The organism is Rhizobium sp. T1470 (assembly GCF_042140505.1).
GTDB lineage: Bacteria > Pseudomonadota > Alphaproteobacteria > Rhizobiales > Rhizobiaceae > Rhizobium > Rhizobium favelukesii.
Window position 1 is genome coordinate 679,405 of sequence record NZ_CP148091.1, and the last position, 20,601, is coordinate 700,005.

A 20,601-nucleotide genomic window follows, 5' to 3' on the forward strand; every position below is an offset into this window, starting at 1 on the left:
TCAGGCCGCCACCTGCGCCTGCACCGAATAGAGCACCTTGCGCGTCTCGCTGGCGATCTCCTCTAGTGTCTCGCGGTCACATTCTCGGTAGCCAGCCTTTGCGACACAGGAGGAAAGCTCCAGAATACCGGCACAACAGCGGATGATCTGGAGCAGGCCGAAGGGCGAGGCCCAGCCGCGTGGATTGCCACACTCGTCCGCAAGCCGCAATGCTTCGAGTGCGCTGAAAATCGCCGCAAGCCTCTGCGTCTCGTTGAATAGCCGGTCCATGAACATCGGCTAGCTCCGCTTCAGCTTCTTCTTGAGGTCGTAGAGTGCCTCCATCGCCTCGCGCGGGGTCATGTCATCGAGGCTCATGCCCTTCAACGCTTCTTCCACCTTCGACGGGCCGCGACTAGCGTCCTCGCGACGCACCGCCACCTGAAACAATGGCAGGTCGTCGATCAACTGGCTTGCCGGGTTCTTGCGGTCGGCGTCCTCGAGGCGTGTCAGCACGTCGCGGGCGCGCGCCACGACGGAAGCCGGCAGGCCGGCAAGCCGGGCGACCTGGATACCGTAGGAGCGATCGGCAGCACCCGGACCGACCTCGTGCAGGAAGATCACGTCGCCATCCCATTCCTTCACCCGCATCGTCGCGTTCGATAGCCGGGCAAGCTTTTCGGACAGCACGGTCAGCTCATGGAAGTGGGTGGCGAAGAGGCCGCGGCAGCGATTGGCCTCATGCAGATGCTCGACGGCTGCCCAGGCGATGGAAAGACCATCGAACGTTGCCGTGCCGCGGCCGATTTCGTCGAGGATGACAAGCGAGCGGTCGGTCGCCTGATTGAGGATCGCCGCCGTTTCGACCATCTCGACCATGAAGGTCGAGCGGCCGCGGGCAAGGTCGTCGGAGGCGCCGACGCGGGAGAATAGACGGTCGACGATGCCGATATGGGCGGAGGTCGCCGGCACGAAGGAGCCCACCTGCGCGAGGACCGAAATCAACGCGTTCTGGCGCAGGAAGGTCGATTTACCGCCCATGTTCGGGCCGGTCAGCAACCAGATCGCGCCATCCTTGCCGTCGGCGACAGGCGACAGATCGCAATCATTGGCAACAAACGGGCCCGACGATTGGCGTCGCAGGGCCTGCTCGACGACCGGGTGGCGTCCGCCCTCGATCGCAAACATCTTCGAGGCATCAACCAGCGGCCGGCAATAGGCCTGCTCGTCGGCGAGGAGGGCAAGGCCGCTGGCGACGTCGATGATCGCAAGCGCCCGGGCTCCCGCCTTGATCGCTTCCGCTTCGGCGACGACGGCGGATGTCATGTGGTCGAAGGCGGCGAGCTCGATTGCGAGCGCCTTGTCGGCAGCGTTTGCAATCCGACTTTCGAGGTCGGCAAGCTCGGTCGTGGTGAACCGCATCGCATTCGCCATCGTCTGGCGGTGGATGAATCGGCCCTTGGCTTCGGGTGTGTCGGTCATCGGTCCGGCATTGCCGGCGGTGACCTCGATGAAGTAGCCGAGGATGTTGTTGTGCTTGATCTTCAGCGACTTGATGCCGGTTTCCTCGGCATATTGCAGCTGCAGGCCGGCGATGACACGGCGGGACTGGTCACGCAGCGCCCTGACCTCGTCGAGCTCGGCATTGGCGCCGTCGCGCAGGAAGCCGCCGTCGCGCTTCAACAGCGGCAACGCGTCGCCGAGCGTTGCCGAAAGCAGCGCTGCGAGACCGCAGGGGAGGGCCTGGAGGCTCGAAAGCGCAAGTCTCAGCTCTTCCGGCAGCAGCGCTTCGGCCAGCAATCGGGCGAGATCGCCCGCCGCACTCAGCCCCTGGCGGATGGCGGCGAGGTCGCGCGGCCCGCCACGGTCGAGCGCGAGGCGCGAGAGCGCGCGCGGCATATCGGGCACATGCTTGAGGTGGTGGCGCAGGTCGCCACAGAGCGACGGCTCTTCCATCAGGAAGCCGATCGAATCCAGTCGCTCGTTGATGCGCGCGGGGTCGGTCAGCGGCGACATCAGCCGCTCGGCAAGCAGTCGCGCACCGCCGCCGGTCACGGTGCGGTCGATTGCTTTCAACAGAGAACCATTGCGATCGCCTGACAGCGTGCGGGCAAGTTCCAGGTTGGCGCGGGTCGCCGGATCGATGAAGAGCGTGGAAGCGGCGCTCTCGCGCTCCGGCCGCCCAAGCGGCGGCCGTTCGGCGATCTGCGTCTTCTCGACATAGGCGACGGCTGCAGCGGCAGCGGCAAGCTCGGCGCGCGAGAAGGTGCCGAAGCCGTCGAGTGTCGAGACACCAAAATAACGTGCAATCCGCCCTTCCGCTGTGGCGCTGTCGAACAGCACGGCCGGCTGCGGAACGGCGGTGCGGCCGAGCACGTCGAAGACCGGCTTCAGCTCGGGATCGTGAAAGATCGTGTCCGGCACGATGAGTTCGCGTGGATCGATGCGCAGGATATCGGCAAGCAGCCGTGAGCCTTCGGTCTCGGCAAGCCGGAAAATGCCCGTCGAGATATCGATCCAGGCAAGCGCCAGCAACGGCACGGCGCTGCCGCGAATGCGGGTAAGTGCCATCAGATAGTTCGATTCCGACGGCGAAAGCAGTTTTTCCTCGGTGATCGTGCCCGGCGTGACAAGGCGAACGACGTCGCGCTTCACCACCGATTTCGAACCGCGTTTCTTGGCTTCGGCGGGGTCTTCGACTTGCTCGCAGACGGCGACGCGGAAGCCGAGGGCGATCAGCTTCTGCAGGTAGTCGTCGGCTGCATGCACCGGCACGCCGCACATCGCAATATCCTGCCCCATATGCTGGCCGCGCTTGGTGAGCGTGATGCCGAGAGCGCGGGATGCTTCCAGCGCGTCCTCGAAGAACAGCTCATAGAAATCGCCCATGCGGTAGAACAGCAGCGAGTCAGGGTTGTTCGCCTTGATGTCGATGAATTGCTCCATCATCGGCGTCGCCGATGCACGGCTTTCTTCCGTAGCAAGCTCGGCAGCCGAAAAGGCTTCTCTTCCAGTGTCTATTCGTTCGTTCACGGAGATGCAGTTTTTTCCAAAAAAGAGGTGCCAACCCTAGCCGCCCGCCGCTATAGATGACAACCGCGATTGAGGAAGAGCAAGGCGTCACCCACAAGACGTTGGAGGAAAAATGCCCGATACCGAGAAGAAGCAGCGGCCGGTTACATCAGTGACCGACAACGAGGCTCTTGAATTCCATGCCATGGGACGGCCCGGAAAGCTGGAGATCAACGCCACGAAGCCGATGGCGACCCAGCGCGATCTGTCGCTCGCCTATTCGCCGGGCGTTGCCGTTCCGGTGAAGGCGATCGCCGCCGATCCGGCCACGGCCTACGACTACACCACGCGCGGCAACATGGTCGCGGTGATCTCCAACGGTACGGCTATCCTCGGTCTCGGCAATCTCGGCGCATTGGCCTCCAAGCCGGTAATGGAGGGAAAGTCGGTGCTCTTCAAGCGCTTCGCCGACGTCGATTCCATCGATCTTGAAGTCGATACCGAAAATGTCGACGAGTTCATCAACTGCGTGCGCTTCCTCGGCCCGTCCTTTGGCGGCATCAATCTCGAAGACATCAAGGCGCCAGACTGTTTCATCATCGAGCAGCGCCTGCGCGAGCTGATGGACATCCCGGTTTTTCATGACGACCAGCACGGCACGGCGATCATTGCTGCCGCCGGTCTCATCAACGCGCTGGAGTTGACCGGTCGCGACCTGAAGACGACGAAGCTCGTCTGCAATGGCGCGGGTGCGGCCGCGATCGCCTGCGTCGAGCTCATCAAGGCCATGGGCTTCGTGGCTGAGAACATCGTCCTTTGCGACACCAAAGGCGTGATCTACCAGGGCCGCACCGAAGGCATGAACCAGTGGAAGTCGGCGCATGCGGTCAAGACCAAAGCGCGCACGCTCGAAGAGGCCATGAAAGGCGCGGATGTCGTGCTTGGCCTTTCGCAGAAGGGCGCCTTCTCCGAAAAGATGATCCGCTCGATGGCGGACCGGCCGATCATTTTCGCCATGGCCAATCCGGATCCGGAGATCACCCCGGAAGAGGTCGCCCGCATCCGCGACGACGCCATCATGGCGACCGGTCGTTCCGATTATCCGAACCAGGTCAACAACGTCCTGGGCTTCCCCTACATTTTCCGCGGCGCTCTGGATGTTCGCGCCACCACGATCAACGACGCCATGAAAATCGCCGCCGTCCAGGCGCTCGCGAACCTAGCCCGCGAAGACGTTCCGGATGATGTCGTTGCCGCCTACCAGGGGAACCGCCCGCGCTTCGGCGCCCAGTACATCATTCCGGTGCCGTTCGATCCGCGCTTGATCTCTGCGATCCCGGTTGCCGTGGCACAGGCCGCGATTGACAGCGGCGTCGCCCGCAAGCCGATCGCCGACATGGCCACCTACGCCCGCGAACTTTCTGCTCGTCGCGATCCCATCGCCTCGACGCTGGCAAGCCTTTACGAGCGCGTTCGCCGCCGTCCGAAACGGGTGGTCTTTGCCGAAGCCGAAGAAGAACAGGTCATGCGTGCGGCAATGTCCTATGCCAACCAGCAGCTCGGTACAGCGATCCTGCTCGGCCGTGAGGACCTGATTCACGCGACCGCCGAACGCGCCGGCATCGATCTCAACCGGCCGGGGCTGGAAATCGTCAATGCGCGCATTTCCACCCGCGTCGAAGTCTATATCGACTATCTCTATGCGCGCCTGCAGCGTAAGGGCTACCTGCATCGCGACGCCCAGCGCCTGATCCACCAGGATCGCAACCACTTCGCCGCGTGCATGGTGGCGCTTGGCGATGCGGACGGGATGGTCACCGGCATCACCCGCAATTATTCGACCGCGCTCGAAGATGTGCGCCGCTGCATCAACATGAAGCCGGGGCATCAGGTGATCGGTGTCTCGGTTGCACTCTGCCGAGGCCGCACCGTCTTCGTTGCGGATACCGCCGTCCACGATATGCCGTCGGCGGCGGAACTTGCCGACATCGCCGTGGAAGCGGCAGGCTTTGCGCGCCGCATGGGTTATCAGCCGCGCGTCGCCATGCTTGCCTATTCGACCTTCGGCCATCCATCGGGCGAGCGCTCGGAGCGCGTGCGCGAGGCCGTGAAGATCCTCGACAAGCGCCGCGTCGATTTCGAGTATGACGGCGAAATGGCGGCCGATGTGGCGCTGAACCGCAAGGTGATGGAGCAGTATCCGTTCTGCCGCCTATCCGGCCCGGCCAACGTACTCGTCATGCCGGCCTTCCACTCGGCCTCGATCTCCACGAAGATGCTGCAGGAACTCGGCGGTTCGACTGTGATCGGCCCGATCCTCGTCGGCCTCGACAAGGCGGTTCAGATCACCTCGATGGGCGCGAAGGATTCCGACATCGTCAATATGGCCGCGATCGCAGCCTATACGGCAGGATCGTAAGCGAATGTGGAGCGGGAGGCAGCCTCTCGCTCCATCTTTCCGTCGGTGGAAAATCAGCTCGCGAACCGCCCGGCATCGGCGCCGTAATAGTTCAGGTAGCGATCGGAAATGCTGGCGATCGGCAGGACGATCAGAACGTCCGTCGTATTGAAGGCCTCGTCGACCACGGCAGTCGAACCGACCATCGCGCCGAGGCGGAGATAACCCTTGATCAGCGGCGGTAGCGCCATCAGCGCCCGCTTCGGGTTGACCGCTTCTGCCGGCATCAGATCCATGTCACGGGCAAGGTGTGGAAGCGCGCCAACGGCCCACTCATCCTTGGCGGCAACGTTGTGATGTAGGAAGGACAGCGCCAGAGCATGGCTTTCCGGGTGAATGCCCGGGAAGGAGGCGCAGCCGAACATGGCACTCATGCCATGCTTCAGCGCATAGGCCCAGTTCCCCTGCCACAGGAGCTCGACGGTGCGCTTGGTGCGGTAGTCGGGCAGCACGCAGGAGCGGCCGAGTTCCATGAACCGCTTATCCGGGTGGCGGGCAAGCAGCTCGTCGATCGCGAATTCCGAAGCCGAGTAAAAGCCGCCGTTCGCCATCGCGACTTCCTGTCGTAGCAGGCGATAGGTGCCAACGATCTGGTCCTCGCCGTCGCCCTCGATCGAGCGATCGAGCACGAGCAGATGATCGCAGAATGCGTCGTAGGAATCGAAATCGCGCTTGCGGCGCATGGCTTCCGGCGAAAGCTGTGCACCCATTTCTTCGACGAAGACTCGGAAGCGGACGGCCTGGGCGGCATCGATCTCGCTGGCGGTGCGGGCTAGGCGGGTCTCAAGACTGCCGATGCGGCCGAGAATATCACCTTCCTTCGGCGCAAGCGGGCTCGACGGCCGATGGACCTCGGCGACGGCACTATTGAAAGCGTCTACTGACATGGCGATTCTCCCGTTGCCGGCTTTTGACACGCCATAAAACACTTATATGCGACAGGAAAGTGACATCATACAGCCGCCGCACGCAAGAAACGTGCCGGTTGTTTGATGGCTACCGCGCTTCCGCGCGGCGGGCCGAAAGCGCAGCAACAGCTTGGACTTCCGTCAGCAACCTTATCGGGTCAACCGGCTTTACCATGACGCGGTTTGCACCATTCAGCAAGACTTGTCTACGGGATTCGTCGCGCTTGTCGGCGGTCAGTACAATGATCGGGACGGGCGGAACATCGAGTCGGCGCTCATGGCCGCGTAGCCGGCCAAGCATATCGATACCGTCGCCGCCCGGCATGGAAAGATCGCTGATCACGATATCGGGGCGTACGCTTCCCTCTGATAGCGCACGGTCGAGAAGCGTCTCGAAATGTTCGACGTGCTCGACGGTATGGCCGGCCTTTTCGAGCATTGCCCGAATGAGCATAGCGTTGATCGGGTCATCTTCCGCGAGCAGAATGCGCAGCCCGCCCTGGAGCCCGGCTTCGGGGATGGAGACGCTGAACCCGGGCTGGTTGTCGTTCAACGCATCGCGCTTTTCCATCCCGCGCATCCGCCCACGCAGCACGTCGATCAGCGACTGTTCGCGCAGCGGCCGTATCAGCCAGGCGTCGAACAGGTCGAGGGGATGGGCGTTGCGCTCTTCGGGGTTGACCAGGAAGATCTTGCGTAGACCGAGTGCCGCGATCTCGGCACGGTCGGCGAGGTGGTCGGCGAACTCTGCCGACATGCGGTGGTCGACGATGATGTCAGTCGGCCGGCGGCCGCGCGACGCCATGGCGAGCAACATGTCACGCGCGCTCGTGCCATCTGTGACCAGGTGGCAATCGCCGCCGAGCGTTGCGATCGTCTCTGATATCGCCATGCGCGCCGCACCGGCAGGCGCCAGCAGCAGCACGACGCTGCCGGCAAGCACGGCGTTGTGGCGACCGCGGCTTTCCTCCGGAATGTCGATCGGAAACCTGATGCTGAATTCGCTGCCGGTTCCTTTCTCGCTGGCCACCGTAAGCGAGCCGCCGAACTCGCGCATGATGCGGGCGGAAATCGAGAGGCCAAGACCCGTCCCGGCGCTCTTCTCGATCGGCGTTCCACCCTGCTCGAACTCGCCGAAGATGCGGTTCTGTTCTTCCTCGGTCATGCCGGGCCCGGTGTCGGTGACGCTGATCAGGACGTCGTTGCCCTGCAGCGATGCCCGCACGAAAACACCGCCCGCCTGCGTGAATTTCACGGCGTTGCCGATGACGTTGAAGAGGACCTGACGCAGGCGTGCCGGATCGAAGCTCATGAGTTCCGGCAACTCGGAAGAAACCGTCGCCCCGATCTCGATACCTTTTTCATGGGCGCGGTGGGCGAGCATTTCGACGACGCTCTCAAGCAGCTTGCGAAGCGATTCCGCCCGCGGACGCAGCTGGAAACGACCAACCTCGATGGTCGAGAAGTCAAGGAGGTCTTCGACCAGCTGTGTCAAGGCATAGCCGGATTGGCGGATGCCTGTGAGATAGTTCTGCTGTTCCTGCGTCAGTCGGGTTTCGGTCAGCAGATGCGTCATGCCGAGGATGCCGGATAGCGGCGTGCGGATCTCATGGCTGACGGTGGCAAGCAGGCGCGATTTGGCGGCGCTGTTGTATTCGGCTTTCTGCCGGGCCTCCTCGCGGGCTTGTGCCGTCAGCCGTTCTTCGGTGACGTCGCGAGCGATACTCTGGAGCAGCAGCCGTCCGTCGGCCGGGTCGCGGGTAACGACGTCACGCCAGAAGTAGATGCGCTGGCCCTCGGGTGTCGAAATCTCCACCTCGAAGCGATGCGGCGCCGTGCCGGGACGAAAGGCGATGCCGATTTCCTCACAGGTTAGCCCCTCGGGATTGAGCCGGCCCGTCAGCCGACGAAACGCCTCATTCGCGCCGATGATGCGCCGGTCCATGTGGCGCGTGACGGTAATGTCGCCAAGCGCGTCATGGATATCGGCAAAGAGAGCCGCACCCTGGCTCCATGCAGAGGAGACGCCGGTGGGGTACGTCCTCGAACTTCTCTGCCTGGCGGTCGAAAGGATTGCGAGAAGGACGATAAAGGCAAGTGCGGCGACGCCGAGGCCGATCGAAAGCAGCAACGGGCCCCCCGCCTGCGTTGCGGCGACAAGGACAGAGCCGGCAACAAGTCCAAGGCCGCCCAACCACCATGACAGAAGCTTGCGGCCCACGCGGTTGCGTTGGACTTGCGGAGAAACGAACTCGGTTTGATGAGCAGCAGCATCCGAACCCCGCTCACCTTCGCGATGAGCGGTAGGCCGCCCGAACGCGGCGGCAAGTTTTTCGTGCAATTGACCGAGACCTTGCATGGCCGCCGGATAACATAACGGCGGTTCCAAATGCCTTCAGCAAACCGGTAAGATTTTAACGGTCTGCGTTTTTAGGTTGTATCAGCTCATCCAGAATCACGCATCCCGCGCCGATGGTGATAAAACTGTCGGCCAGGTTGAAGACGGCGAACGACCATGTTTCGGTATGAAACAGGATGTAGTCGATCACGTGACCGTAGAGGAAACGATCGATCAGGTTGCCAAGCGCGCCGGCGATAATCAGCGCATAGCCGAGATGGGCGAAGGTGCGTTGCTTGCCGGTGCGATGCCAGAGCCAGATGACGAAAGCGACGATGATCAGGCGCATGCCGACGATAAACCAGCCATCCATGCCCGACAGCATAGAGAAGGCGACACCGAGATTGTAGGTCCGGTAGAGGGCCAACATCGGGATGAGATGCACCGGCTCCTGCAGCGGCAGCGTATGGTCGACGACGATCTTGACGATCTGGTCGAGCACGACGGCGATGATGATGAAGACCAGGATCGGCAACGGGCGGGCAAACAGTGTCGGGCGTTCTAGCGTCTGTTCGGTCATTTGGCCTCGTCGAGTGAGAGGAGATGGCGCCGCGCCTCGAACAGCATGACGGCGCTCGCGACGGCAAGATTGAGCGAGTCGGCGCGGCCCTGCTGCGGAATGCGGGCAAGCGCGTCGGCTTCCTTGGCAAGATGCTCTGGCAGGCCGGACTGCTCGTTGCCCATCAGGATCACGACGGGCCTCTTCTTGTAGTCGATCGTCCGGTAGTCGACCGAGCCTGTCAGGTGCGTAGCGACGACGGAGACGCCGGCATGCTTCTTCCACGAAATGAATTCTTCCGGTGTCGCGCGGGCGACGGGAACGGCAAACACCGAGCCCATGGTGGCGCGCACCGTTTCCAGCGAAAAGGGATCGGTCGTCTCGCCGACAAGGATCACGCCGGAGGCACCGGCAGCATCGGCTGTGCGGATGATCGTGCCGAGATTGCCGGGGTCGCGCACGCGGTCGAGGGCGATCCAGGTCTCGCCCTGCTTCGGGTGGATCTCGCGGAGCGGCTTCCAGCGGCTTTCGAAGATGCCGACTACCATCTGCGGATTGTCGCGGCGGGTGATCGAGGAGATCACCTTCTCGCTGACCTCCAGCACCAGCCCGCCGGAGGCGACGGTCCTTGCCGCCATCTGCTCGACCAGCGGTTTGCCCTTGGCGGCCTTGGCGTAAACCAGCGTGCGGATCGTCCAGCCGAGCTCGATCGCATCGATCACCAGCTTCAGCCCCTCGGCCAAGAAGGTGCCGCTCTCTTCGCGCGACTTCTTGTTCGTCAGCGCCTTAATGTCTTTGATGATCGGATTGGCGAGCGAAGTGACCTCTTTCACGTGCCCGACCTTGTGCGGGCCGTGGCCCCGGTGTTCATGGCTCATTTCGGCACCCAGCGGGAGAAGAGGGAGGTGGAGAGTGCGCGTCCCGGCGCTTTGCCGTCCAGTCCGGCCTCGCGAATGACGAGCTCGCCGGATTCGACGGCCCCGCCGGCGCCGCGCATCGTCTCGCGCATCAGTTCATGGATCGAATAGAAGCTGGCCCGGATCGAATAGGCCGTGAGCACCAGCCCAACCGCCTTCGGAGACAGGATCTCGCGGCAGATATCGAGCATCAGCGGCAGATGCTCGAAGAGATGCCAAACCTCGCCATTCGGTCCGCGGCCGAATTTCGGCGGGTCGGTGAGGATGATGTCGTAGCTGTTGCCACGGCGTTCCTCGCGCAGGATGAACTTCATCGCGTCCTCGCAGATCCAGCGGATCGGCGCCTTCTCCAGCCGGCTCAGCGCCTGGTTTTCGCGCGCCCAACCGATTGCCTTCTTGGAAGCGTCCACATGCGTGACCTCCGCGCCGGCGGCGGCCGCAACCAGGGAGGCGACACCGGTGTAGCCGAAGAGGTTCAGCACCTTCAGCGGCCGCCCGGCGGCCTCGACCTGCTGCTTCATCCAGGTCCAGTGGACGATCTGCTCGGGAAAGACGCCGACGTGGCGGAAAGACGTGAAGCGGCCGTAGAAATCCACACCGAGCAGATTGAGCGGCCAGGTCTCGCCGAGCGCTTCCTTGGGAAAGCGCCAGCGCCCTGTGCCTTCCTCGTCGGTATCGCCGGTGAAGACGGCATCGACCTTTTCCCAGACCTGCTTTGGCAACGATGGCTGCCACAGCGCCTGGCCTTCCGGGCGCACGATCCGGTAGGGCCCGTATTGCTCCAGCTTTTCGCCGTTGCCGCTGTCGATCAGATGGAAGTCGCCTGCGCCAAGGGATTCGAGGATGACGGGCACGCGTTCGGCCGGACGCTCGCCCGTACGCGCCATCAGGGGCCGGTCGATGGCGCCAGGCACGGAGGCCGGTTCGCGCACCTTCTCAAGGCCCGGCGCTGGCTTCGCCGGGCGTGTGCCTCGATCGTCGGCGCGGCGTCCGCCGGAGGGGCCGGCGGCGGATTTCAGGCCCGGCCGGCGTTCTTTCTGTCTCACGTGATCTTCCGCGTGCTTCAATTTTATAGAGCTCGTGCAAATAGCATTCCGTTTCACCTTGGCAAAGCGCTTTCCGGCTGTGATAAATTGAGGCAGGTCGAAATGGGAGGATTTCGGATGGACTTGACCGGCGAAGAACGGATTACCGCTCCTCGGGATGTCGTATGGGCAGCGCTCAACGACCCTGAGGTATTGAAGCAGTGCATTCCGGGCTGTCAGAGCCTGGAGATGAAATCTCCGACCGAGCTGGCAGCGGTGGTGAAGGTCAAAATCGGTCCGGTTTCTGCAACGTTCAACGGCGAGGTCTTGTTATCCAACATCAAGGCGCCCGAAAGCTATACGATCTCGGGCGAGGGCAAGGGCGGTATTGCCGGTTTCGCCAAGGGGGGCGCCGATGTGGTGCTGAAGGACGACGGCGGCGAAACGGTCCTGCAATATGCGGCAAAAGCCCAGGTTGGTGGCAAGATCGCGCAGCTCGGTGCGCGATTGATCGACTCGACGTCCACGAAGCTGGCGCAGCAGTTCTTTTCCAGTTTCAACGCTGCTGTCAGTGCCAAGGCCGCAGAATAAGGGTCCGAATTGACAGATTTCTCCGTCCAGACGAAGCCACAATCCGTAAAGTGGACGATCAGATCGCCACGTCAGTCGGATTTGGAGCGGCTTGCCGACATATATCTGGCTGTCCGCCGCGAGACGTTCGTGTGGGTTGATCCCGCCAGCTTCCGCCACGAGGACTTCAAAGCCCACACGCAGGGCGAACATCTGTGGCTCGCAGAGGCACCGAACGGCGAGGCCGCGGGTTTCATGACACTGTGGGCGCCGGACGATTTCATTCACATGCTTTATGTCAGCAAATTCTGGCGAGGGCAGGGGATCGGCGCTGCCCTGCTTGCGGCGCTGCCGGATTGGCCACATAAAAAGTATCGGCTGAAATGCCTGGTCAAGAACGATCGCGCGAACGCCTTTTATCGCTCCAAGGGGTTCATCGTCACGGGATCGGGCACGTCAGCGGAGGGCGACTATGAAGAGATGAGTTTCTATCCGGCCGTCTAGCACCGTTCTTCGCTTGGCAGGCCTATTGCAGTTGCGGCTTCCTCAGAAAAGCGTTGCGATCGGCGGACCTGATGCGCAGCCACGCCTCACGGCCGTCGCGCAGCACCCGCATCGGGATTTCCGCGCCGGCCGGGCCGCTGCTCCAGACCTTGCGGTAGAAATCGGCAAGTCCATCGACTTCGCCATCGCGGATCTCGGAAATGATGTCGCCTCGCCGCAAGCCGGCCTGAGCCGCCGGGCTTCCGTCAGCCACGCTCATCACAACCACATCGCCGTTGCTCTCTGCGGAAAAGGCTCCGAGCCACGGTCGCGGCGGCTTATTGACGCGGCCGCGTGTCATGAGGTCATCGAGAATTGGCGGAAGCAGGTTGATCGGCACGATCATGTTGATATCGGCAATCTCGTCGTTCTGGCTCATCTGCAGGCGCAGTGAACCGATCCCGAGCAGCTTGCCTTGGGCATCAATGAGTGCGGCGCCGCCCCAGGACGGATGGGCGGGTGTGGTAAAGATCGCCTCATCGAGCAGATATTCCCAATAGCCGGCGAACTCCTGCTTTGCCACGATCCTGGCTTCCACGAACTGGCCGATGCCATCCGCCAGCACGACAGGGTCGCCGAGGCTGGCTCCGGCGCCATCACCGAATTCCAATGCCGGCAGGCCGATATCCCCCAGCGCCTGAAGCAGGCCGAACCCGGTCTCCTGATCATAGGCGAGCGGATGGGCTGCGATGACGCGCCCGTCAAGCGTGGTCAGCCAAACTTCCTCGGCCTCGGTGATCAGGTAGCCGATGGTGAGGACCAGTCCGGATGGCTTGATGACGACGCCGCTGCCTTCCCGGCGGGTACCGAGCGTGCCTGCTGTAAAGGCATCTTCCGGAATTGAGGAGCGAACGGCCACGACTGACCGCAGGATTTCGTCGATATTCATGGTCTCATCCTCGCAAGGCGCGGGCGTGTGTCGCGAAACGACTGTGCCTAGCAGATGTGCAGTGGGTTCTATTTTATATAGCTATGAAGCTGGGTCTATGGCTGCAAGTGCTTGCTCGGCCTTATTTCAGCCTGCGCGCCACGCTCCGGTTTGTCGACGCGCTCTAACCTTTAGGCCCTGGCGAGCGCGTCACCTCGACGGCAGTTGCCCCGCAATTTCCTCGGCTCGGGTCTTGTGGCGGTCCGCCTCGGTCTGCCAGTGAACGGCTTCCTTCGCTTCGGTTCGCGCGCGCTTGCGGTATTTGCCCTGGGTGAGCCAGGTCGCAGCAGAGCCGACCAAAATGCCGATGATCAGCGTTATGAAAATGAACACGAAGAACGGCGCCGACAGGGAAAGGACCTGGTCATCCGGCCGGAACGGATTGAAGGCGAGCGTCACGATCTGCCTGTTGGCGACGCAGAAGATGATCAAGATGATTCCAAGTGGCAGAAAAATCAAAAGGTTGGTGATCTTCTTCGCCATGCTCGGCCTCCATATTTCATCGCGCGCCGTCGTCGACGCGGCGCTTTGATCTGGTCAGCAGGATAGTGGGCCGAGAGCCAAGTTCAAGTGCGGGCTTGCCGCAGGCTGCCACGCAGGCGAGGATCAATCCTCTTCGTCGGCCTGTCCCGGGTTGAGGCGCTCGCGCAGTTCCTTGCCGGTCTTGAAGAAGGGAACCCACTTCTCCTCGACGAAAACGGTATCGCCGGTACGTGGGTTGCGGCCTGAGCGGGACGGGCGGTTCTTTACAGAGAACGCACCGAATCCGCGCAGCTCGACGCGGTTGCCCGCCGCAAGCGCGTCGGTGATCTCGTCGAGCACCGCGTTGACGATATTCTCGACGTCGCGATGGTAAAGATGCGGGTTGCGGGCTGCAACTATCTGCACCAGTTCGGACTTGATCACTTTCGCCCCCTTAAATTATTGATTTCTTATCAGTCATGGCCAACCTGCCAAACTGAAAGGAGCCCGTCAAGGAGCAACTTTTGCGGCAGGATTCCACCGAGATCGCGAGCCTTGGCAAGATCGTCGTAGCCAAGCAGCGTCAGGATCTGAGACGCGCTGTCTGCGAGCAGGAATGACGTGCTGCTCTTCTTGTCCCAATCGACCTCAGGCAAGCTCTTGCTGACCTTGCGTGTCTCAAGATAGGCCCTGATATCGTCATCCCCGCCGATCTGGTCGATCAGCTTGATCTTGAGTGCCTGGCGGCCCGTGAAAATGGTGCCATCGGCAAGCTTCTGCACTTCCTCGCGCGGCAGCTTGCGGCGTTCGGCGACCAGATCGACGAACCAGCCATAGCTGTCAACAATCATATCGTTGATCATGGCCTTGGCCTCTTCGCTCGCTGGATGGAATGGCGAGGGCTCGGCCTTCAACGGTGAGGATTTGATCTCCTCGAGTGAAACGCCGATCTTGTCGAGCAGCGGCTTGACCTGCGGATATTGGAAGATCACCCCGATCGAGCCGGTGATCGAGCTGTCTCCGGCAATAATCATGTCGCCGGCGGTCGCGATCATGTAGCCGGCGGAAGCAGCCAGCGTGCGCACGTCGGATACAACAGGCTTCTTGGCGGCAATGGCGCGGATCGCCTTGAAGACCCTTTCGCCGCCATAGGTCGTGCCGCCGGGTGAGGAAATGGAGACGACGACGGCCTTCACCGCGTCGTTCTTTTCAATCTTTTTCAGCCGCTCCAGCAGCTCGTCATCATCGGTGATCAGCCCGGAAATGGTCACATGGGCGACGTGCGGCCGGCTGGTTGCGATGTCGCCAAGGAATACCCGGTAAGCAGCGAAACCCAATACCATAAGCAGCAATACTGCGACGACGCGCCAGAAACCGACCTTGCGGCGAAGCCTGCGGCGATCCGCGATCATCGAACTGTCCATTCATTCCTCCAGGGGGTGGCGAGCCGCGCGATCCCGTAAATCTAGGGCTCCTGCGCCGTTCGGACACATCGATTTACCACGCGTCGGCGCCTTTGTTGCTTGTTGCAGAAAAAAATCCATATTGGCAAGTCAGTGTAATAATGCGAAACGAACTGTGATCGGGCGCGGCAATGCCTATATGCGCTGCCCGATCACCGACACGGACCAGGTTTATGCTCAATACATTGAACTCCAGCGGAAGGGCTGACTATGTGAGGCCGCAGCGAAGCGCCTATGGCGCTGCGCGCTTCCATTCCGCACGTGTACGCCGCCTGAAGATGATACTTCCGATCGCAGCCGTTGCGGTGTCGCTGGTCTTCATTGGTATTTCCGTAATTCGCACCTACCTGCCGGAGAACATCAAGATCGAGGGTGCCAAGATCGAGAACGGCAAGGTGGTGATGGAGAAACCCGCGATCTCGGGCCGCAATTCGGATGGGATCAACTATTCGATGCTGGCCGAGCGGGCGCTTCAGGATATCAAGAATCCCAACCTGATGACGCTTGAGAAGATCAAGGCTGCAGTGCCGATGAAGGATGATCTGATCGCCCGCGTCGAAGCGACGGCTGCAGACTACGACCGTGCGACCGACAATCTCGATGTCAAATCCCCCTTTGTCATCCTTTTGAGCAACGGGCTGACGGCCAACTTCCAGAGCGCCAAGGTCGACATCAAAGGCGGGAAGCTCACGAGCGAGGATCCCGTAAGTATTCAGAAAGATACCGCTTCTATTGTTGCGCAGTCGATCAAGATGACGGATAAGGGGCGGACGATCACATTCGAGGGGAATGTACGCATGAATGTCGATCCCTCCACCATTCACAAACAGGGCACTTAACAGCCGGGTCACCATGACAAACGATTGTCGCATTTCTACCCGCAAGGCGGGAGCAGTATTCCTCAACGGCGCGGTGGCGCTGCTGCTGTTGGCCGGAGGCGCATTGGCGCAGGCAACGACCAGCCAGATGGACGGCCTGAAGCTGAACAGGGACGAGCCGATCCAGATCGAGAGCGACAAGCTGGAGATCCACGATCAGGAACACACGGCCGATTTCACGGGCAATGTGAAAGTGGTGCAGGGCAAGACGACGCTGCAGGCCGGACATATGACGGTCTACTACAAGCCGAAGGGCGGCGACGCGAATGCGGCCCCGGCAGCCGGCGCCAAGGACGCTTCAGCGTCGATTTCATCGGGCAACACTGATATCGATCACATCATCGTGACGGACAAGGTGTTCCTGAACTCGGGCACGCAGACAGCCACCGCCGATAACGGCTCTTTCGACATGACCAAGCAGCTTTTCATCCTCAAGGGCGAAAAGGTTGTCCTTACCGATGGACCGAACGTCTTTACTGGTTGCCAGCTGACGGTGCACATGGAGACGGGACAGGCACAGCTGGATAGCTGCGGGGGGCGCGTCCAGATCCAGCTTGATCCGAAGTCACAGAAACAGAACTGACCCCGGCCTTACCACGTGAAGTTATTCTCGCTATCGACCATGTCCGGCAGGTCCGGCCCCCAAGCGGCTGCTGAGACCCCGGCCGGTGACAAAAGCCGTTACCAGGGCACGCTGATTGCGCGCGGTCTGACCAAGACCTATAGCACCCGGCGTGTCGTGAACGGCGTGTCGCTGGTCGTTCGACGCGGCGAGGCCGTTGGCCTGCTGGGTCCGAACGGCGCCGGCAAGACGACCTGCTTCTATATGATCACCGGGCTTGTGCCCGTTGACGAGGGTACGATCGAGATCGACGGCAATGACGTTACGACGATGCCGATGTATCGCCGTTCGCGACTGGGCGTTGGCTACCTGCCTCAGGAAGCCTCGATCTTCCGCGGTCTGACTGTTGAAGAAAACATTCGCGCGGTTCTGGAAGTGCATATCAACAACAGGGCTGCGCGCGAGAAGAAGCTCGATGAACTGCTCGACGAGTTTCACATTCGCAAGCTGCGCAAGAGCGCGGCCGTGTCGCTTTCCGGTGGTGAGCGTCGCCGCCTCGAAATCGCCCGCGCACTGGCGACCGATCCTACCTTCATGCTCCTCGACGAGCCGTTTGCGGGCGTCGATCCGATCTCTGTCGCTGACATCCAGCATCTCGTTCATCATCTGACGGCGCGCGGCATCGGCGTGCTGATCACCGACCACAATGTGCGCGAGACGCTGGGGCTGATCGACCGCGCTTATATCATCCATGCTGGCGAAGTCCTGACGCATGGTCGTGCCAACGACATCGTCAACAATCCGGAAGTGCGCCGCCTCTACCTGGGCGACAATTTCAGTCTTTGACGCGCTCCGGCGCTGCGGAAATTCACCTTCTGTGACAGTTCCGCTTGACCAAATAGAATAAAATCCGCTTGACCAAATAGAATAAAAAAGCAATTTTTGGGCCAACTTGGATTTCCGTGGCCTGAGCCCGTGACAGGACGCGGTTTCCCGGAGGAGACGAACGGGAGTTTAGCGTCCGCTATGGCACTGTCGGCCAATCTTTTCCTGCGCCAGAACCAGTCGCTGGTGATGACACCGCAACTGATGCAGTCCATTCAGTTGCTGCAAATGACGCATTTCGAGCTGACGCAGTTCATTGCCCAGGAAGTCGAAAAGAACCCACTATTGGAACTTCCGTCAAATGAAGCGGACGCAATCACCGAGCGCGGAGGCGCGGAGGATGAGGCCTACGCACCGCAGGTGGAAGAACCCGGCGATGGCGGCTACGACAGCCGAACCGAGGTTTTGTCGGGCGACTGGTACGAGAGTGGCAACACCGGCGGTGCAAGCCGCCTCAGCGACGAACTCGATGCCAACTATGCCAACGTCTTTCCCGATGACGGCGTCCCGCAGCGCGCCGACGCTCCAGAGCTGATCAGCCAGTGGAAGTCGATGCCCGGCAACGGCGAAGGGGCAGAAAGCTACGATCTCGATGATTTCGTTGCCGGTCAGATCTCGCTACGCGATCACCTTGCCCAGCAATTGCCCTTTATCTTGCCCGACATGTCCGATCGCCTGATCGCCCAGTACCTCGTCGATCAGCTGGACGAGGCAGGCTATCTCCTGGGCGATGCGACGGAAGCTGCCGATAGGCTGGGCGCGAGCGTCGACGATGTCGAGCGCGTGATCGCCGCCTTGCAGACGCTCGATCCGCCCGGCGTTTTCGCACGCAACCTGGCCGAATGCCTGGCGATCCAGCTTCGGCAGAAGGACCGCTTTGACCCCGCCATGCAGGCGCTGGTCTGCAATCTCGAGCTTTTGGGGCGGCGCGACTTCGCCACGCTGAAGCGGCTTTGTGGCGTGGACGAAGAAGATCTGCTCGATATGTTGGGCGAGATCCGCCAGCTCAATCCGAAGCCGGGCGCGGGCTTCGAAGCCGGAATGTCGGAGGCGATCATGCCCGACGTCGTCGTGCGCGCAGGCTCCGACGGCGGCTGGTTGGTCGAGCTTAATCCCGACACGCTGCCGCGCGTTCTGGTCAATCAAGCGTATTTTTCCAAAGTCACGAAGAGTGGTGACGATTACGCCTTTCTGTCGGAATGTCTGCAGACCGCCAACTGGCTGACCCGGAGCCTCGATCAGCGTGCCAAGACGATCATGAAGGTCGCAAGCGAGATCGTTCGGCAGCAGGATGCCTTCCTGATGGACGGTGTCGATCACCTGCGACCGCTCAACCTTAAGACGGTGGCCGACGCCATCAAGATGCACGAATCCACCGTTAGCCGCGTGACGTCGAACAAGTATATGCTGACGCCGCGGGGTCTCTTCGAGCTCAAATATTTCTTCAGCGTCTCCATCAGTGCTGTCGAAGGCGGCGACAGCCATTCGGCCGAGGCTGTGCGCCATAAGATTCGCGCCCTTATCATGCAGGAAAGCCCGGATGCCGTGCTTTCCGATGACGATATAGTGGATATCCTGAGGAAGGGCGGCGTCGATCTTGCCCGCCGTACGGTCGCGAAGTACCGTGAGGCAATGAATATCGCTTCGTCCGTCCAGCGCAGGCGGGAGAAACGGGCCTTGGCCAAGGTCGCGGGCTTTTGATTGTCGGGTGCGGCGACCAATGCGTGTATTTCCGAGTTCTAATGAATGTGTCTGTTGACATTTTGGTAACTTCTGGCTAGAAGCGCGCCGCAATTGGCGCTGTGGACAGCGTTGGAAGTTATCCCCATCATCCTCAGGGCGCCTGAAGCCGGGAACTTCGGCCGATCTTGCTTGGGATCGCGCGAAGTGCTTGGATGAGGGTGAGCCTTGGCGTAAACTGGTACTCGCAAACCACTATAAGAAGGGAAACTCCATGAGTGTGCGTGTATCCGGTAAACATATGGAAATTGGTGACTCGTTCCGTCAGCGGATTGAGGACCAAATCGGTGTAGCCGTCACGAAATACTTCGACGGAGGGTATTCTGGTCAGGTGATCGTGCAAAAGGCCAACGCCCGGTTTTCCGCCGACTGCAAGCTCCATCTCGATAGCGGAGTTGTATTGCATGCCGCCGGAGAGGCGATGGATCCGCAGTTGGCTTTCGATGCCGCTTCCGAACGGATCGAGAAGCGTCTTCGCCGCTACAAGCGCAAGCTGAAGGATCACCACTCCGGAAATCACCAGAATGGTTCTGCTGAAGTCGCGTACACCGTCATGGATGGGATGTCGGACCAGGACGACGAGATTCCAGACGACTTCGCGCCGGCGATTGTCGCTGAAAGTACCAAGCAACTGAAAACAATGTCGGTAGCGACCGCCGTGATGGCGCTCGACATGACGGACGAGCCGCTGCTGCTGTTCCGTAGCCCCGGCAAGGAACAACTAAACATCGTTTATCGTCGCCATGACGGTAACATTGGCTGGATTGATGCAGCCAGCATCAAAAGCTGAGATCAGGCGATGGGCGGCAGTTAGGCTGCCGCTCTCCCTTTCTTGGCGCAGAAGGAAAATAAAATGGCTTTGGCAGATTTGCTGCAGCAAAATGCGATCATTCCCGCCCTCAGGGTAAATTCCAAGAAACAACTCCTCCAGGAATTGGCTGCAAAGGCGTCGAAAGTCACAGGACTTTCGGAGCGGGAAATTTTCGATGTTGTCCTGCAGCGCGAGCGCCTGGGCTCGACCGGCGTCGGAAACGGCATCGCCATACCGCACGGCAAACTCGCAAGCGTCCACTCCATCGTCGGCATCTTCGCACGTCTCGATCAGCCGGTGGATTTTGAGGCGCTGGACGATCAGCCCGTCGATCTGGTGTTTCTGCTCCTCGCGCCGGAAGGCGCAGGCGCCGATCACCTCAAGGCGCTGTCGCGCATCGCCCGCGTGCTGCGCGACCACGATCTCGTCGCCAAGCTGCGTGCGACCGACTCTGCTTCGGCGATTTATGCCTTCCTCAACGAGGAGCAGACCTCGAACGCAGCTTGAGCATTCAATATTCCAGAAAAAAGGCGCCTGATTGTTCAGGCGCCTTTTTTCGTTTC

The 20,601-nt window shown here is 61.1% G+C and carries 20 protein-coding genes; 9 read left to right on the forward strand and 11 right to left on the reverse strand.

The genetic code is table 11. The features are described from left to right. On the reverse strand, positions 1–276 hold the full coding sequence (locus tag WGT02_RS03395) for a hypothetical protein (protein WP_024314526.1): 276 nt from the start codon (positions 274–276) through the stop codon (positions 1–3). Positions 277–279: 3 nt separating this feature from the next. Next, positions 280–3,012, reverse strand: coding sequence for a DNA mismatch repair protein MutS (gene mutS / locus WGT02_RS03400; RefSeq protein WP_208249111.1), 2,733 nt, complete (start codon positions 3,010–3,012; stop codon positions 280–282). A gap of 112 nt (positions 3,013–3,124) precedes the next feature. Between mutS and WGT02_RS03405 the strand changes: the two genes are divergently transcribed. Beyond that, positions 3,125–5,410 (forward strand): NADP-dependent malic enzyme, encoded by a 2,286-nt coding sequence (locus WGT02_RS03405; RefSeq protein WP_024314528.1) that lies wholly within the window; start codon positions 3,125–3,127, stop codon positions 5,408–5,410. Positions 5,411–5,463: 53 nt separating this feature from the next. Here the strand turns inward: WGT02_RS03405 and WGT02_RS03410 are convergent, their stop codons facing one another. From WGT02_RS03410 to WGT02_RS03430, 5 genes are all read right to left on the reverse strand, one after another. Then, positions 5,464–6,336: a GNAT family N-acetyltransferase gene (locus WGT02_RS03410; RefSeq protein WP_024314529.1), complete on the reverse strand. Its 873-nt coding sequence runs from the start codon at positions 6,334–6,336 to the stop codon at positions 5,464–5,466. A gap of 109 nt (positions 6,337–6,445) precedes the next feature. Beyond that, on the reverse strand, positions 6,446–8,716 hold the full coding sequence (locus tag WGT02_RS03415) for an ATP-binding protein (RefSeq protein ID WP_208249109.1): 2,271 nt from the start codon (positions 8,714–8,716) through the stop codon (positions 6,446–6,448). 55 nt (positions 8,717–8,771) lie between these two features. Continuing rightward, positions 8,772–9,275, reverse strand: a complete 504-nt coding sequence (gene lspA / locus WGT02_RS03420; RefSeq protein WP_024314531.1) for a signal peptidase II — start codon at positions 9,273–9,275, stop codon at positions 8,772–8,774. Further along, complete coding sequence (locus WGT02_RS03425; protein WP_208249107.1) at positions 9,272–10,132, reverse strand: RNA methyltransferase; 861 nt, start codon at positions 10,130–10,132, stop codon at positions 9,272–9,274. The genes lspA and WGT02_RS03425 overlap by 4 nt, the downstream gene beginning before the upstream one ends. Beyond that, the gene (locus WGT02_RS03430; RefSeq protein WP_024314533.1) at positions 10,129–11,217 is read right to left on the reverse strand and encodes a class I SAM-dependent methyltransferase; all 1,089 of its coding nucleotides are present in this window, start codon (positions 11,215–11,217) and stop codon (positions 10,129–10,131) included. The genes WGT02_RS03425 and WGT02_RS03430 overlap by 4 nt, the downstream gene beginning before the upstream one ends. Positions 11,218–11,334: 117 nt before the next feature. On the opposite strand from WGT02_RS03430, the gene WGT02_RS03435 reads away from it, so the two are divergent. Both WGT02_RS03435 and WGT02_RS03440 read left to right on the forward strand, forming a co-directional pair. Further along, positions 11,335–11,787: a carbon monoxide dehydrogenase subunit G gene (locus WGT02_RS03435; protein ID WP_024314534.1), complete on the forward strand. Its 453-nt coding sequence runs from the start codon at positions 11,335–11,337 to the stop codon at positions 11,785–11,787. A gap of 9 nt (positions 11,788–11,796) precedes the next feature. Further along, positions 11,797–12,270, forward strand: coding sequence for a GNAT family N-acetyltransferase (locus WGT02_RS03440; protein ID WP_051166648.1), 474 nt, complete (start codon positions 11,797–11,799; stop codon positions 12,268–12,270). Between the two features lie 22 nt (positions 12,271–12,292). Here WGT02_RS03440 and WGT02_RS03445 read toward each other — a convergent pair whose 3' ends face one another. The 4 genes from WGT02_RS03445 to sppA all read right to left on the reverse strand — a co-directional run bounded on the left by WGT02_RS03445 (position 12,293) and on the right by sppA (position 15,123). Beyond that, on the reverse strand, positions 12,293–13,198 hold the full coding sequence (locus tag WGT02_RS03445; RefSeq protein ID WP_208249105.1) for a S1C family serine protease: 906 nt from the start codon (positions 13,196–13,198) through the stop codon (positions 12,293–12,295). A 189-nt stretch (positions 13,199–13,387) separates the two neighbouring features. Beyond that, positions 13,388–13,720 (reverse strand): DUF1049 domain-containing protein, encoded by a 333-nt coding sequence (locus WGT02_RS03450; RefSeq protein ID WP_024314537.1) that lies wholly within the window; start codon positions 13,718–13,720, stop codon positions 13,388–13,390. A 123-nt stretch (positions 13,721–13,843) separates the two neighbouring features. Further along, positions 13,844–14,143 (reverse strand): integration host factor subunit beta, encoded by a 300-nt coding sequence (locus tag WGT02_RS03455; protein ID WP_003544934.1) that lies wholly within the window; start codon positions 14,141–14,143, stop codon positions 13,844–13,846. Between the two features lie 29 nt (positions 14,144–14,172). Continuing rightward, positions 14,173–15,123: a signal peptide peptidase SppA gene (gene sppA, locus WGT02_RS03460; protein ID WP_208249103.1), complete on the reverse strand. Its 951-nt coding sequence runs from the start codon at positions 15,121–15,123 to the stop codon at positions 14,173–14,175. 212 nt (positions 15,124–15,335) lie between these two features. Between sppA and lptC the strand changes: the two genes are divergently transcribed. From lptC to ptsN, 6 genes are all read left to right on the forward strand, one after another. Then, positions 15,336–16,001: an LPS export ABC transporter periplasmic protein LptC gene (lptC, locus tag WGT02_RS03465; protein ID WP_208249102.1), complete on the forward strand. Its 666-nt coding sequence runs from the start codon at positions 15,336–15,338 to the stop codon at positions 15,999–16,001. 13 nt (positions 16,002–16,014) lie between these two features. Continuing rightward, positions 16,015–16,623, forward strand: coding sequence for an LptA/OstA family protein (locus WGT02_RS03470; protein WP_024314540.1), 609 nt, complete (start codon positions 16,015–16,017; stop codon positions 16,621–16,623). A gap of 39 nt (positions 16,624–16,662) precedes the next feature. Further along, the gene (lptB, locus tag WGT02_RS03475; RefSeq protein ID WP_024314541.1) at positions 16,663–17,448 is read left to right on the forward strand and encodes an LPS export ABC transporter ATP-binding protein; all 786 of its coding nucleotides are present in this window, start codon (positions 16,663–16,665) and stop codon (positions 17,446–17,448) included. A gap of 180 nt (positions 17,449–17,628) precedes the next feature. Continuing rightward, a complete protein-coding gene (gene rpoN / locus WGT02_RS03480; RefSeq protein WP_208250513.1) occupies positions 17,629–19,188 on the forward strand; it encodes an RNA polymerase factor sigma-54 in 1,560 nt (519 codons plus the stop codon). 253 nt (positions 19,189–19,441) lie between these two features. Then, a complete protein-coding gene (hpf, locus tag WGT02_RS03485) occupies positions 19,442–20,017 on the forward strand; it encodes a ribosome hibernation-promoting factor, HPF/YfiA family (RefSeq protein ID WP_024314543.1) in 576 nt (191 codons plus the stop codon). A 63-nt stretch (positions 20,018–20,080) separates the two neighbouring features. Continuing rightward, positions 20,081–20,545, forward strand: coding sequence for a PTS IIA-like nitrogen regulatory protein PtsN (ptsN, locus tag WGT02_RS03490; RefSeq protein ID WP_007529605.1), 465 nt, complete (start codon positions 20,081–20,083; stop codon positions 20,543–20,545). Positions 20,546–20,601: the final 56 nt, after the last annotated feature.

What these genes read in the sequence shown, in the direction of transcription:
- WGT02_RS03395 (WP_024314526.1), bottom strand. Translation starts at nt 276, where the DNA reads ATGTTCATGGACCGGCTATTCAACGAGACGCAGAGGCTTGCGGCGATT.
- WGT02_RS03405 (WP_024314528.1), top strand. Translation starts at nt 3,125, where the DNA reads ATGCCCGATACCGAGAAGAAGCAGCGGCCGGTTACATCAGTGACCGAC.
- WGT02_RS03410 (WP_024314529.1), bottom strand. Translation starts at nt 6,336, where the DNA reads ATGTCAGTAGACGCTTTCAATAGTGCCGTCGCCGAGGTCCATCGGCCG.
- WGT02_RS03415 (WP_208249109.1), bottom strand. Translation starts at nt 8,716, where the DNA reads ATGCAAGGTCTCGGTCAATTGCACGAAAAACTTGCCGCCGCGTTCGGG.
- lspA (WP_024314531.1), bottom strand. Translation starts at nt 9,275, where the DNA reads ATGACCGAACAGACGCTAGAACGCCCGACACTGTTTGCCCGCCCGTTG.
- WGT02_RS03425 (WP_208249107.1), bottom strand. Translation starts at nt 10,132, where the DNA reads ATGAGCCATGAACACCGGGGCCACGGCCCGCACAAGGTCGGGCACGTG.
- WGT02_RS03435 (WP_024314534.1), top strand. Translation starts at nt 11,335, where the DNA reads ATGGACTTGACCGGCGAAGAACGGATTACCGCTCCTCGGGATGTCGTA.
- WGT02_RS03445 (WP_208249105.1), bottom strand. Translation starts at nt 13,198, where the DNA reads ATGAATATCGACGAAATCCTGCGGTCAGTCGTGGCCGTTCGCTCCTCA.
- WGT02_RS03450 (WP_024314537.1), bottom strand. Translation starts at nt 13,720, where the DNA reads ATGGCGAAGAAGATCACCAACCTTTTGATTTTTCTGCCACTTGGAATC.
- sppA (WP_208249103.1), bottom strand. Translation starts at nt 15,123, where the DNA reads ATGGACAGTTCGATGATCGCGGATCGCCGCAGGCTTCGCCGCAAGGTC.
- lptC (WP_208249102.1), top strand. Translation starts at nt 15,336, where the DNA reads ATGCTCAATACATTGAACTCCAGCGGAAGGGCTGACTATGTGAGGCCG.
- WGT02_RS03470 (WP_024314540.1), top strand. Translation starts at nt 16,015, where the DNA reads ATGACAAACGATTGTCGCATTTCTACCCGCAAGGCGGGAGCAGTATTC.
- lptB (WP_024314541.1), top strand. Translation starts at nt 16,663, where the DNA reads ATGTCCGGCAGGTCCGGCCCCCAAGCGGCTGCTGAGACCCCGGCCGGT.
- rpoN (WP_208250513.1), top strand. Translation starts at nt 17,629, where the DNA reads ATGGCACTGTCGGCCAATCTTTTCCTGCGCCAGAACCAGTCGCTGGTG.
- hpf (WP_024314543.1), top strand. Translation starts at nt 19,442, where the DNA reads ATGAGTGTGCGTGTATCCGGTAAACATATGGAAATTGGTGACTCGTTC.
- ptsN (WP_007529605.1), top strand. Translation starts at nt 20,081, where the DNA reads ATGGCTTTGGCAGATTTGCTGCAGCAAAATGCGATCATTCCCGCCCTC.